The 11927-nt window shown below is 39.1% G+C and carries 9 protein-coding genes and 4 pseudogenes; 2 read left to right on the top strand and 11 right to left on the bottom strand.

All coding sequences use genetic code 11. The features are described from left to right. Window positions 1-4 precede the first annotated feature (4 nt). Window positions 5-355 (bottom strand): annotated as a pseudogene (locus ACFW0C_RS07340) (galactokinase); the annotation flags it as partial. Between ACFW0C_RS07340 and ACFW0C_RS07335 the strand changes: the two are divergent. Then, window positions 292-1206, top strand: coding sequence for a substrate-binding domain-containing protein (locus ACFW0C_RS07335; RefSeq protein ID WP_107309484.1), 915 nt, complete (start codon window positions 292-294; stop codon window positions 1204-1206). The pseudogene ACFW0C_RS07340 and the gene ACFW0C_RS07335 overlap by 64 nt on opposite strands. A gap of 56 nt (window positions 1207-1262) precedes the next feature. Here the strand turns inward: ACFW0C_RS07335 and dexB are convergent, their stop codons facing one another. The 7 genes and pseudogenes from dexB to ACFW0C_RS07300 all read right to left on the bottom strand — a co-directional run bounded on the left by dexB (window position 1263) and on the right by ACFW0C_RS07300 (window position 5276). Beyond that, complete coding sequence (gene dexB, locus ACFW0C_RS07330; protein ID WP_003142666.1) at window positions 1263-2876, bottom strand: glucan 1,6-alpha-glucosidase DexB; 1614 nt, start codon at window positions 2874-2876, stop codon at window positions 1263-1265. 124 nt (window positions 2877-3000) lie between these two features. Beyond that, window positions 3001-3339, bottom strand: a pseudogene (locus ACFW0C_RS07325) (TOBE domain-containing protein); the annotation flags it as partial. A 4-nt stretch (window positions 3340-3343) separates the two neighbouring features. Then, window positions 3344-3592: pseudogene (locus tag ACFW0C_RS07320) on the bottom strand (sugar ABC transporter permease); the annotation flags it as partial. 55 nt (window positions 3593-3647) lie between these two features. Next, window positions 3648-3827, bottom strand: a pseudogene (locus tag ACFW0C_RS07315) (sugar ABC transporter substrate-binding protein); the annotation flags it as partial. A gap of 68 nt (window positions 3828-3895) precedes the next feature. Continuing rightward, on the bottom strand, window positions 3896-4492 hold the full coding sequence (locus tag ACFW0C_RS07310; protein WP_378106543.1) for a nitroreductase family protein: 597 nt from the start codon (window positions 4490-4492) through the stop codon (window positions 3896-3898). 187 nt (window positions 4493-4679) lie between these two features. Continuing rightward, window positions 4680-4901: an amino acid ABC transporter ATP-binding protein gene (locus ACFW0C_RS07305; RefSeq protein ID WP_290491432.1), complete on the bottom strand. Its 222-nt coding sequence runs from the start codon at window positions 4899-4901 to the stop codon at window positions 4680-4682. Between the two features lie 3 nt (window positions 4902-4904). Then, complete coding sequence (locus ACFW0C_RS07300; protein WP_313552377.1) at window positions 4905-5276, bottom strand: ATP-binding cassette domain-containing protein; 372 nt, start codon at window positions 5274-5276, stop codon at window positions 4905-4907. Between the two features lie 138 nt (window positions 5277-5414). Between ACFW0C_RS07300 and ACFW0C_RS07295 the strand changes: the two genes are divergently transcribed. Further along, complete coding sequence (locus tag ACFW0C_RS07295) at window positions 5415-6176, top strand: HPP family protein (RefSeq protein WP_378106542.1); 762 nt, start codon at window positions 5415-5417, stop codon at window positions 6174-6176. Between the two features lie 71 nt (window positions 6177-6247). Here ACFW0C_RS07295 and ACFW0C_RS07290 read toward each other — a convergent pair whose 3' ends face one another. From ACFW0C_RS07290 to ACFW0C_RS07280, 3 genes are all read right to left on the bottom strand, one after another. Further along, window positions 6248-7987 carry an ABC transporter ATP-binding protein gene (locus tag ACFW0C_RS07290; protein ID WP_378106540.1) on the bottom strand — a complete coding sequence of 580 codons (1740 nt, stop codon included), beginning with the start codon at window positions 7985-7987 and terminating at the stop codon, window positions 6248-6250. 3 nt (window positions 7988-7990) lie between these two features. Continuing rightward, window positions 7991-9700, bottom strand: coding sequence for an ABC transporter ATP-binding protein (locus ACFW0C_RS07285; protein ID WP_378106539.1), 1710 nt, complete (start codon window positions 9698-9700; stop codon window positions 7991-7993). Between the two features lie 284 nt (window positions 9701-9984). Further along, window positions 9985-11898, bottom strand: a complete 1914-nt coding sequence (locus ACFW0C_RS07280; RefSeq protein WP_378106537.1) for a fructose-specific PTS transporter subunit EIIC — start codon at window positions 11896-11898, stop codon at window positions 9985-9987. Window positions 11899-11927: the final 29 nt, after the last annotated feature.

Here is an 11927-nt window from a genome sequence, read left to right as displayed (position 1 = left end):
GTCATCATCTCCTTGTTAGTACACGCGCGCCACTTGAGATTTCTGCTATATAAAATTGTGGTGGATAGCCGATTGTTTCAGTATATACACACCCTACTTGCTCTTTAAAAGCATCCACCTTGTCTTTTGCGACGATAGCAATGCCACATCCTCCAAAGCCTGCGCCCGTCATACGTGCGCCTAATACACCCTCCTGTGCCCATGCTGTATGGACCAAGGTATCTAGCTCGATTCCGGTAACTTCATAATCGTGTTCTAATGATACATGGGAGGCATTCATTAAGCGACCAAATGCTAATAGATCCCCAGTTTGCAATGCTTGTCGTGCAAGTGACGTTCGTTGGTTTTCCCAAACATCAAAAGACGACGAATATACCAAAACAGCGACAAAAAATTGCTGTTGTCCAATGGTATAGTGAGCAAGAAGAATTAAATGATTTATATTATTACGCTATTCGGATTGGGATAGAAAAACGTGCCGAAGATTTAACCTATGATATTGTCCGTTATTTCAATAATCAAATTATTCAAATTGCTGATGATATTGCTGGAATTATTGCCATCGGTAAATTTTCTAATCAACAAATTAAACGGTTAGAGTCCTATAATCGCAAATTGGTTTTTGTGGATTCAGATACCTTAAATGCTGGTCATCCCTGTGTGACAACTGATTTTGATAATGCCGTGATTCAAGTATTAGATTATTTTATGCAGCATGGGTTAACATCAATAGGTATGATTGCCGGTGAAGAGAAAACGACAGATGGTAAGGAACAGTTAATTGATCAACGGTTCAGAACTTTCCGAAACTATGCATCTGAACTTGGTGTTTACCATGCAAAATATACGTATATTGGTGATTTTTCAGCACAAGCTGGGTATGATTTGATGAAACAGGCCATCACTGAACATGGAGAAGCCCTTCCACAAGCTTTCTTTGTGGCCAATGATACATTAGCTATTGGTGCTTTACGTGCCCTTCAGGAGGCGCGTATTGCTGTCCCTGAACGGGTGAGCCTTATTTCATTTAATGATACCCCGTTGACGAAACAGATTTTCCCCGCCCTATCCAGTGTGACCGTTTTTACCGAGGAAATGGGTCGAATTGCTGTGGATACCCTGAATCGTCAATTGATAAACCCGGAAGTAGTACCTACTATGACTAGACTTGCCACTCGGTTAACAATACGTGATTCTAGTGTATAAATATCAAAAAAAGGTAACCACAAACGATTGCGGTTACCCTTTTTGATATTATTTTTTTATTTTGTCAGCTTAACACAAAATGCATCCCAAGCATCCAAGGTAATTTGTTGTAAATCGGTTGGCACCACATGATTGCTGATAATAATTGTTTCATATGTACCATTAAAACTAAATGTTTGTGCTACATCAGATACATTCACGACTACTAAGTATGCTTCACTTGGTGTTCTTCGGATGTAGGCAAATACTTTATCGCTAGTATCTAATAGCTCAAAATCGCCATCGATTAACCAGTCTGCAGTTTGGCGTAATTGAACCAATTTTTGATAAGTATAAAAAATACTGTTCTGATCAGCTAAGGCGTTTTTGACGTTAATTTCATGATAATTTGGATTTACTGGTAGCCAGGTTGTGTCTCCACTTGAGAATCCGGCATGTTTCGTTTCATCCCACTGCATAGGTGTCCGAGCATTGTCTCGACCAATCATGCGGATACTGTCCATGACTTGTCCCATAGATTGACCATTTGCCGTAGCTTCTCGTGCATAGTTTAAGGATTCAATATCATCAATTTCATCTAAATTGTTAAAAGGATAATTGGTCATTCCTATTTCTTCACCTTGGTAAATATAAGGTGTGCCTCGCATCAGATGTAGGAGAATGGCTAATGCCTTGGCTGATTTCACTCGGTTTGGGCCAGTTGAGCCCCAAATAGAAAGGACACGTGGTAAATCATGGTTGTTCCAGAATAAAGAGTTCCAACCTTGACCAAGCCCTAATTCTGTCTGCCATTTATTAAAAATCTTTTTTAATGCAGGTACATCTAGTTCGTCTTCAAAATCCCATTTAGCTGCATCCGGCTTATGTTGCAGACCAATATGCTCGAACTGAAATACCATAGATAGTTCATGACTGTCAGGATTTGAGTATAATTGGGCAATTTCCGGCGTAGCACCCCATGTCTCACCTACAGTTAATAAATCATGTTTACCAAAGGAAGCAGTATTCATTTCCTTGATGTAATCGTGTAATTTAGGGCCATTATTGACAATCCCTTGATCAGGAACTTTACCAATCATGTCTATAACATCCATACGGAACCCACCGATACCTTTATCGATCCAAAAGTTCATCATATCATAAATTTTTTGACGTAAAGAGGCGTTCTCCCAGTTTAAATCAGGTTGCCTTTTGCTGAAGAAGTGCAGGTAATATTGACCAGATGCTTCATCTTTTTCCCATGCTGAGCCACTAAATATTGAAGTTAGGTCATTGGGTTCGTCACGCCAAATATAATAATCACGTTCTGGGCTTGTCGGATTGTCGCGGGCTTCCACGAACCAGGCATGTTCATCTGATGTATGGTTTACGACGAGGTCCATGATAATACGAATACCACGTTGATTGGCTTCAGCTAGTAACAAATCCATATCATTCATGTCACCAAACATGTCTGCTATCGCTTCATAATTCGCAATATCATAACCGTTATCGTCCATAGGGCTATCATAAACTGGTGATAACCAGATGGCAGTTATGCCCAATTCTTGCAAGTAGTCTAATTTGCTGGTAATGCCCTTTAAATCCCCAATACCATCGCCATTCGCATCTGCAAAGGATTTAGGATAGATTTGATAGATAGTTGCTTTGTGCCACCAATGTTTTTCCATTTCACGCACTCCTTATGATGTTTTATGTTGTTAAGTCCATTCTACCAGTTTGTGCAAGCGCTTGCACCAATAATATCAAAAATAGCTGGGAAGTTTTGTCCCCAGCTAAGATATGCTTCGCATATTAACGAATTGCTTGTTCTGTTGCCAAGTCGAAGAAATGTCCCTTCGTAATGTTAAAGGTTAGGGCAACTTTGTCACCCGCTTCAAATGTGTCACGAGTAGATACGCGTGCAACGTATTCAGTTTCACCTAATTTTAGGTATAACATGGTTTCAGAACCAAGTAATTCAGAAACGACTATCTCACCTGTCACGGTATCCTCTGGGTAGGCTTCAATAGCAATGTTAGTATCCAAAATATCTTCTGGACGAATACCGAAAATGACTTCTTTACCCAGGTAACCACGGTCGCGTAAGATTTTAGCTTGCCCTTCTGGTATAGCAATGTCCAAACCATCTTGAAGTGATAATTGGCATAGCCACACCTTGCCATAAAAGGACAAAGATAGCTGCAAATACGGCGCCACTAGTTGAACCTAGTAGAGACTCTTGTAACCAGCCAATATTCAATGCTTGACCAATAGCCGGTAAACCATAGTTAAATACCTGTTTACAAATTAACGATACGGTCAATCCGGAGAGCACTGCTGAAAAGAAATACTAGGCTCTAAAAAAGGTGCATCCCTTGATTTTTGAATTTAACAACCGGGCAATTAAAAAGGCCCAACCCCAATATTTATTAATTATTTTTTTCATGTGATTTTTCCCCCTAGTCTAGGTCTGCTTTCATTGGATTGAAGAAGGCATTCAGTTCATCCGCTAAAGCTTCTATATCTTGCCTCATTAAGTAGTTGGCTGTTGCGGTGAAGAAATCATCTTCACTCGTCCAATGTTGCGCCATCCATACATAATGTTTGTCAGTGAAGGCTAGTTCATTTAAGGCTTTTAAATGAACACAAAAAGGATCACTTACCATGAGGTAAATGATCCTTTTTGTTAACGTCTAATATGACGTGATTATTTTAAGATAACTTGTTCTTCAGCAGCAATAACTTCTTTTTCTGCAGCTGGTGCTTCAATAGAACCAAATGGCATTTCAGCAACTAATTCCCAAGCTTCAGGTAAATCTAACAATTCACGGATAGCACGGTCAAATCCTTGCTCGTAGCCAATGTTGAAATGTTGTAAGTTTGCACCTAAACCTAATTCAGTTAATGCTAACCAAGCTGTTAATTGCGCATTTGCTGATTCGTGGTTTTTATAAACTGAACGACGTTCTGGGTTACCAGGGATACCTGCTTCAACAGCATCACGGTCTTCGAAGAATAAGATTGTTCCAACTGCTTCACGCGCACCGTCCATGATTGGTGTCATGTAGTTTAAGGTACCTTCGTCTAATACTTGTGTTTGTACACCTTTGATTAAGTCCCAAAGTTTTTGGTTATTTTCACCAGAAACGACAAAAACACGAACACCTTGTGAGTTGAAGGCACTTGGTACAGTTGAGATCACTTCTTTTAAAGCGGCAGCTACATCTGAAGCAGTCACATCAGTGTTAGCACCGATAGCGTAGTGAGAACGACGTTTAGTTAATAATTCTTTAAATTGTGACATAAATTAAATACTCCTTTAAATTTCAATTTTTTAAATGACTAGTTCCATTTAGAACTATTTATAGTCTACATGCTTACTTTTTAAAAGTCAATTATCAAGTTCATCAATGTACAATCTTCTACTTTTAAGTTATCAAAAGACTTTATTTAGTACGATTTTGGTACCATATCAGGACAATTTAGATAACCTACTCATTGGCCCCAATATATTCTTTTAGGAATTGCTTGGTTCTCTCTTCTTTTGGATTAGTGAAGATTTCATCCGGCCGTCCAGATTCAACGACCACCCCATCATTCATAAAGACAACCCGGTCTGCCACTTTGCGGGCAAAATTCATTTCGTGCGTCACGATAACAAGTGTTGTGTGTCCTTTTGTCAATTGTTCGATAGTTTCTAGTACCTCATTCACTAATTATGGGTCTAAGGCAGACGTTGGCTCATCTAGTAAAATTGCTTTGGGTTGTACGGCAAGAGCCCGGGCAATACTTACCCGTTGTTGTTGTCCACCTGATAAAGTCACTGGGTACTGGTCTTTTTGTTTCGACAAGCCCACTTGATTCAATAATTTTTCGCCAAATTCAGCAGCTTCATCTTTTTTCATGACATTATTTGAAATTAAAGATAAAGTTACGTTCTCTAATACTGTCTTATTTCTGAACAAGTTATAGTGTTGGAATACCATGGCAGTTTGCTGTCTTAAGGCAAAGGCATCTTGCTTTTTAATATCCGGTGCTGTAACTTTAACCCCGTTAATTTCAAGTGTTATCACCAAATTTTTTCCCATCCAAGTCTTCAATCGCTTGGATGTCAGAATCAGCTAGCACACCTAAGGTTGTAATTTATTTGCTCAAGAGTATTGCAATTCATTATGCCATCATCTTTTTGTTATAATTAAAGTAGTAGATAGAAGGAGGTTGCCAAGATGACCAGTCATTATTCTGAAGAATTTACTAGGGATAAAACCTATTCAGTAACAGTCGCTTTTATCAGCCACTTTAACGCATTACACCAAACCATGAAGAGATTATTAGCGGATGATGATGCTACTTTCTTCCAATGTGTAGAAGAATTGGCCAAAACAAACAAAGTAATCAAACGTAACCATCAATTTTTAGACCAGATTCGCCAGTTACGCAACTTGTTGACCCACCACAAGACTGAGGTTGAAGTAAACCTGGCTTATCCTTCTGAAGAAACCAATCAACAACTTTTTGAAATCAACCAATTACTGACACAAATTCCTTCAACCAGAAAATTTATCAAACCAGTTTTTGCCATTAATATGGATGATAGTCTAGAAAAAGCCTTGACTGATTTACACCACCATCAAGTATCCCAATTACCCGTCTTCAATAAGGAACGCTTGGTTTCAGTTATTTCTGCAGAACTCATCACCAAATTTATTGCGGATGAAATTACCAAAAATGCTTGGTTCTATATGGACTTCTCCAAATATCAAGTAAGGCAAATCATCAATCATAGCCATCATAAGAAAATTACCAGTAAACAAATCATCTCACCCGATACCCCAATTTTTGAATTAGATGATTTAATGGTCGACTTGATGCGCAACAACCAAAATGAAGTCTTATTGATTTCGGAAGAAGACGATGTCCGTAAACCTGAAGACATTATTGGAATTGTCACTCAACGGGATATTACGACGATTCTGAACTATTTATAAGATGAGGGTAGACAAAAAAGCTAGCGAAAATTGCCGCTAGCTTTTTGATGTGCGCCTTCTTCAACAAGGACTTATTCAGCTTGGTGATCAAATTGCGATTGGTATAGATTGAAGTACTTACCCTCTTTTTCTAATAAACTTTGATGGCTGCCTTGTTCTAAGACATGGCCGTTTTCCATATATAAGATTTGGTCGGCATTTTCAATCGTTGATAAACGGTGGGCTACGATAAAGGTTGTATGGTTGACCATCATTGCATCAAAGGTTTCTTGAATCGCCTTCTCCGTCATCGTATCAATTGAAGATGTCGCCTCATCCAATATCAACATGTCTGGGTCAGTCAGCATAATGCGCGCGATACAAATTAATTGTTGTTGCCCTTTAGAAATGTTGGCCCCGTTCTCACTTAATTTAAACTGGTAATCTTGGTCCATTTGCATGATCATGTCATGGATCTGGGCTTTTTTAGCCACAGCAACTATGTCTTCCATGGTTGCGCCCGACTTACCGTATGCAATATTATCGAAAATAGTTCCTTCAAATATCCAAGAATCCTGTAAAACCATCCCAAATTTTTGTCGTAGATAGCTACGTTGCATATCTAAGGTGTTGACACCGTCAATATGAATACCGCCGGCTACTGGGTCATAAAACCGCATCAGAAGATTGATAAGTGTCGTTTTCCCAGCACCAGTAGGACCTACAATGGCTACCGTATCTCCAGCCTTGACATGGACGTTTAAGTCTTCGATTAAAGGTCGCTGGCTATCATAGTAGAAGGTTAGGTCTTTAAAATCAACAGCCCCTTCAACCGTTGTAAGTTCTGCTTGGTCGCGTGAAGGCGTTTCTTCCTCAGCCACCATCAGTTCATGGACACGAGCAGCAGCAGCTAAAGATGTTTGCATCTCATTAATAATAGAAGAAATATCATTAAATGGCTTATTGTATTGGTTGGCGTAAGTTAAGAATGAAGAGAAAATCCCCACACTCAATTGGCCAGATAATACAGTAAAGGCACCGACTACGCCCACAACAGCATAAACAATGGAGTTTAAAACACGCGACGTTGGGTTAATTAAAGCGCCATAAAATTGTGACCACAGACCTGACTCATGCACTTTTTGGTTAATACTTGTAAATTGTTCAACGGCGTCATCTTCAAAGGTAAAGGCACGGACAATCATTTGCCCTTGGGCCATTTCATCTACGTATCCACCGAGTTCGCCACGTAAATTGACTTGTTCAGTAAAGCGGTGGTAGGTTCTACTGGCAATAATATATGATACAACCACAGAAATGGGTGTCAAAATAATGACGATCAGTCCGATTTTAACGTCTAGGGATAACATCATCACGATAACCCCGACAATTAAAATCACTCCAGAGAATAAGCTATTGAAACTCTGTAATAAACCATTACCAACTAAATCGACATCATTAATGACACGAGAAACAAGGTCTCCTAAAGAATGATTATCCACGTATGATAAAGGGAGTTTTTGGATTTTATTAAAGGCGTCTTTATGTAAGTCCGCAATAATATGGTAGGTTAATCGGTTAGACATCTGGTTTTGTATATACTGAGCTAAAGCTGCAATTAAAGAGAACACACTCAACCAGATAATGGCATGCCACAGAGCTTTATAATCCACTTGGTCCAGGCCAACGATTTCATTCACTGCCTGTCCGATTTGAATGGGTATTAAAACTTGAAAAAGGACGGTAATCGTCGAAAACAGGAATAAGCCGATTGTTGTCCAACGGTAACATTTAATATAATCCATCAGCCATGAGAATGTTGTTTTATCCATCTGCTAATCCTCCTTTTCTTCTTGCATTTGCGAAGCAACAATCGCTTGATATATATCACTGGATGCTAGTAAGTCATCGTGACTACCAACACCAGCACTGCGTCCATTATTCATGACTAAAATTTGATCAGCCTGTTGTACTGAAGATACACGCTGTGAAATCATGATAATAGTGGTATTTAATTTGCTTAATGCTTGGCGTAATTTCGATTCAGTGGCGAAGTCTAAGGCACTTGACGAATCATCTAGTATTAAAACTTGCGGTTGGCCAACTAAAGCACGGGCAATCGTTAGCCTTTGCTTTTGTCCACCTGAAAAATTTTTACCACCTTGTCGAACGGGCATGTCTAAGCCCTGATCATTTTGAGCGACAAAGTCCTTGGCTTGCGCAATCTCTAAAGCTTGCCACAAGTCTTGGTCACTGATACCCTTTTTGCCCATCAATAGATTATCTCTAAGGGTCCCCGTAAATAGGGATGCGGATTGAGGGACTAGTCCGATTTTTTTGCGGTAAGCATTCAGGTCTATGTTTTGAATCAAGTTATCATTAATGATAATTTTCCCCTGGTTGACATCATCATTACGTAACAATAAGTTAACTAAGGTCGATTTACCGGATGCCGTCCCCCCGATAATCCCAAAGAAAGAACCAGGTTTGATATCAGCTGTGATATTTTCAACGGTATTACGCTCTCCATATCCAAAAGTTACATCATCAAATTGGATGGCCAAGGGTTCATCTCCAGAAAGTTTGTCCTGACCACTTAAGATTTCTGGTTGAATAGCTAAAACCTCATCAATTCGGTTAATCCCAGCAATCCCGCGACTAAATACAAGTAAGATATTCACCAGTACATTTAAAGCCAAGAGGATATTATTCATATATTGAACTAAGGCAACCACATCCCCCTGCATAAACTGGCCATTATTTACCAGTCTACCTCCAAAGAACAAGATGAAGGCAATGGCTAAGTTGACTAAGAAAAGACTTGACGGGGTAGCTAGCGCTTGGAAGGCGCCCATGGTTAATTGCTCGCCTCTTAAAGTCAGGTTTTGTTTTTCGAAACGATTGACTTCATGTTTTTCGTTGGCGAAAGCACGAATGTCCCGGATCCCTGAAAAGTTTTCACGCACGATACGTGATAATTGATCCATACGACGTTGGATTTGGCCATTTTGTTTATTGGTAAAAATATTAATGTATATCAAAATAGCACCAATGACCAATCCACCGATGATAAATATAGGCGCCAGAGTTGGACTCACATAAAAGGCCATCACAATTGAACCGATTAATAAAACTGGCACACGAGAACCCAAACGAATCATTAAGGCAATAGCCAATTGTAAGTTTTGTGTATCGTTTTCGATTCTTAGAACCACTGACGAAGCTGTAATAGTATCCAATTGCTTTCTATCCATACGGTTTAATGTTTTAAACATTTCTAACCGCACTTCAGTCCCAATATCCTGGGCAACTTTAGAAGCCAAATATTGACAAACCAAGGCCGTTAAATAACCTAGTAAAGGCAATACTGCTAACAAGATCCCTTGTCTGATGATGACTGATGGATTGTCTTGATTAATCCCCATGTTAATCAATGTAGCCATCACGATAGGCACTAATAACTCTAAAATGGCTTCGGCTACTTTAGCCATAAATGCCAAAAAGGCTTGGCCTTTATTTTTAAGTAATATATCTTTAACCCGCATAAACTCTCTCCTAGCACGATTATTTTCATTCTAAAATATCTTACCATTAATTTTTGATTAGTTGGCATAATTAAGCCACCATCAACTTTCTTAAACAATTTTTTACTGATTTATTTTAAAAAAATACAAAAACAGGATAATCACTAGGACTGCTTTAAAAAATATGTGATTTAGTCTCGTATAGCAGATTCGTTTTCTAATTTTGCAATACATGAGATTATTAAGCAAAAAAATGCACGAAACTCACCTTTCGGCAATTTCGTGCATTTTTTTATTTTAAATGATTATCTGTCTTCTTCAGCTACTGGTTTTTTCCAGAAACCTAAAACTAAGGCTGAGATAATTGAACCTATAGTGACCGCTAAGATTAGCAGTAATGGTTGGTTCCCTAACGCCACCATAGTGATGATACCACCATGTGGTGCAGGTACATTAGTTGTCCAGAATTGTGTTAAACCACCAGCAACAGCAGCACCTAGGACACTAGAAGTAATCACACGCAATGGATCAGCAGCAGCAAATGGGATAGCACCTTCTGTGATGAATGTTAGACCCATAATAAAGTTTGTAAAACCTGATTGTTTTTCTGTCTTAGTAAATTTATTTTTAAATAAAACGGAAGCCAAAGCGATTGCTAATGGTGGCACCATACCACCGGCCATAACTGCCGCCATGAATTTACCATCACCAGTATCTGTAAAGATACCGATAGAGAAAGCATAAGCTGCTTTATTGAATGGACCACCCATGTCGATTGCCATCATACCACCAAGTAAGGCACCTAGTAATACTAAGTTAGCAGTACCTAAACTTTCAAGGAAGTTCAACATACCGGTATTGATACCAGCAAAAATTGGCCCTAATACAAAGTACATGATAACACCAGTAATTAATAACGTAAGTACTGGGTAGAATAAGATTGTTCTAGTACCTGCAAGTGATTTTGGTAACCCTTTAAGCATTTCAATGACTAAGATTGTCACATAACCAGCAAGGAAACCACCAACTAAACCACCTAGGAATCCGGCACCAGCAGTATTGGCTAAAGCACCAGCAGAGAATCCGGCTACTAAGGCTGGTTGACCCCCGATAGATTTAGCGATATTACCTGCTAATACTGGAATTAAGAATGCAAAGGCGGCAGAACCGATGCCGTTGAACCCTAAGAATAATTCAGATTCGCTACCGGTGAATCGTTCAATTAAGAATGAAATGGCGATAATTATACCACCAGCGATAACGAATGGTAACATTGCTGAAATACCGTTCATTAGGTCTTTGTATAATGACTTGAAGTTGAAGCGACCTGAACCTGCACCGTCTTCACTTGAAGCATCTTCTTCATCTTGACGGTTAGTCGTGTAAACTGGTGCGTCGCCAGATAAAGCTAAATTAATCAATTCTTCAGTTTTGTTGATACCGTCAGCAACTGGACGTTCAACCACTTTTTTACCGTTGAAACGACCCATTGGCACATTTTTACTTACCGCAACAATGATTCCGTCTGCTTTGTCGATGTCTTCTTTAGTTAAACCATGTTTAACGCCTTCAGATCCACGTGTTTCAACTTTAATTTGTACGCCCAGTTCTTTCGCTTTTTTCTTCAAAGCATCTTCAGCCATATAAGTGTGGGCAATACCAGTTGGACAAGCAGTCACCGCAATGATATAAGGTTGCTTTTCGTCAACATCAGCTGCAGAAACATCAGTAGAAGATTCTTCTTCTTTGTTTTCTGCGTCTAATTGTGCTTGTGCTAAGTTTAAAATACCTGTAATAGCTGCAGTATCTTGGGCACCTTTTAAAGCAGCAATGAAGTCTTCATTCATTAATAATTTAGAAAGTTCAGCAAGTACTTGTAAATGCGTGTCCGCAGATCCACCTTCAGCAGCGATCATAAAGAATAATTCAGCTGGTTGGCCGTCTAAAGATTCGAAGTCTAAACCGCCTGGTTTTTTAGCAAATACAACTGAAGTTTTGGTAACTGCCTCATTTTTCGCGTGAGGCATCGCGATACCATTACCTAAACCAGTACTCATAGTATCTTCACGTTTTTGGATGTCTGAACGGAAACTATCAAAGTCGCTCACTGCTCCAGTATCTACTAATTTCTGCACCATTTCGTCTAAAATAGCAGCTTTGTTATCTGCCTTCACATCAAGAATCATTAATTCTTCACGTAAAATATCCGTAATTTTCATATCTATCTCCTTCATTTACGACTGTAAAC

Source organism: Aerococcus sp. NPDC058936 (assembly GCF_042741995.1).
GTDB lineage: Bacteria > Bacillota > Bacilli > Lactobacillales > Aerococcaceae > Aerococcus.
Note: the sequence above shows the minus strand (reverse complement) of the source record. Positions and strands in the feature narration are given on the sequence as shown.

What these genes read in the sequence shown, in the direction of transcription:
- ACFW0C_RS07335 (WP_107309484.1), top strand. Translation starts at nt 292, where the DNA reads ATGCTAATAGATCCCCAGTTTGCAATGCTTGTCGTGCAAGTGACGTTC.
- dexB (WP_003142666.1), bottom strand. Translation starts at nt 2,876, where the DNA reads ATGGAAAAACATTGGTGGCACAAAGCAACTATCTATCAAATCTATCCT.
- ACFW0C_RS07310 (WP_378106543.1), bottom strand. Translation starts at nt 4,492, where the DNA reads ATGTCACAATTTAAAGAATTATTAACTAAACGTCGTTCTCACTACGCT.
- ACFW0C_RS07300 (WP_313552377.1), bottom strand. Translation starts at nt 5,276, where the DNA reads ATGGGAAAAAATTTGGTGATAACACTTGAAATTAACGGGGTTAAAGTT.
- ACFW0C_RS07295 (WP_378106542.1), top strand. Translation starts at nt 5,415, where the DNA reads ATGACCAGTCATTATTCTGAAGAATTTACTAGGGATAAAACCTATTCA.
- ACFW0C_RS07290 (WP_378106540.1), bottom strand. Translation starts at nt 7,987, where the DNA reads ATGGATAAAACAACATTCTCATGGCTGATGGATTATATTAAATGTTAC.
- ACFW0C_RS07285 (WP_378106539.1), bottom strand. Translation starts at nt 9,700, where the DNA reads ATGCGGGTTAAAGATATATTACTTAAAAATAAAGGCCAAGCCTTTTTG.
- ACFW0C_RS07280 (WP_378106537.1), bottom strand. Translation starts at nt 11,898, where the DNA reads ATGAAAATTACGGATATTTTACGTGAAGAATTAATGATTCTTGATGTG.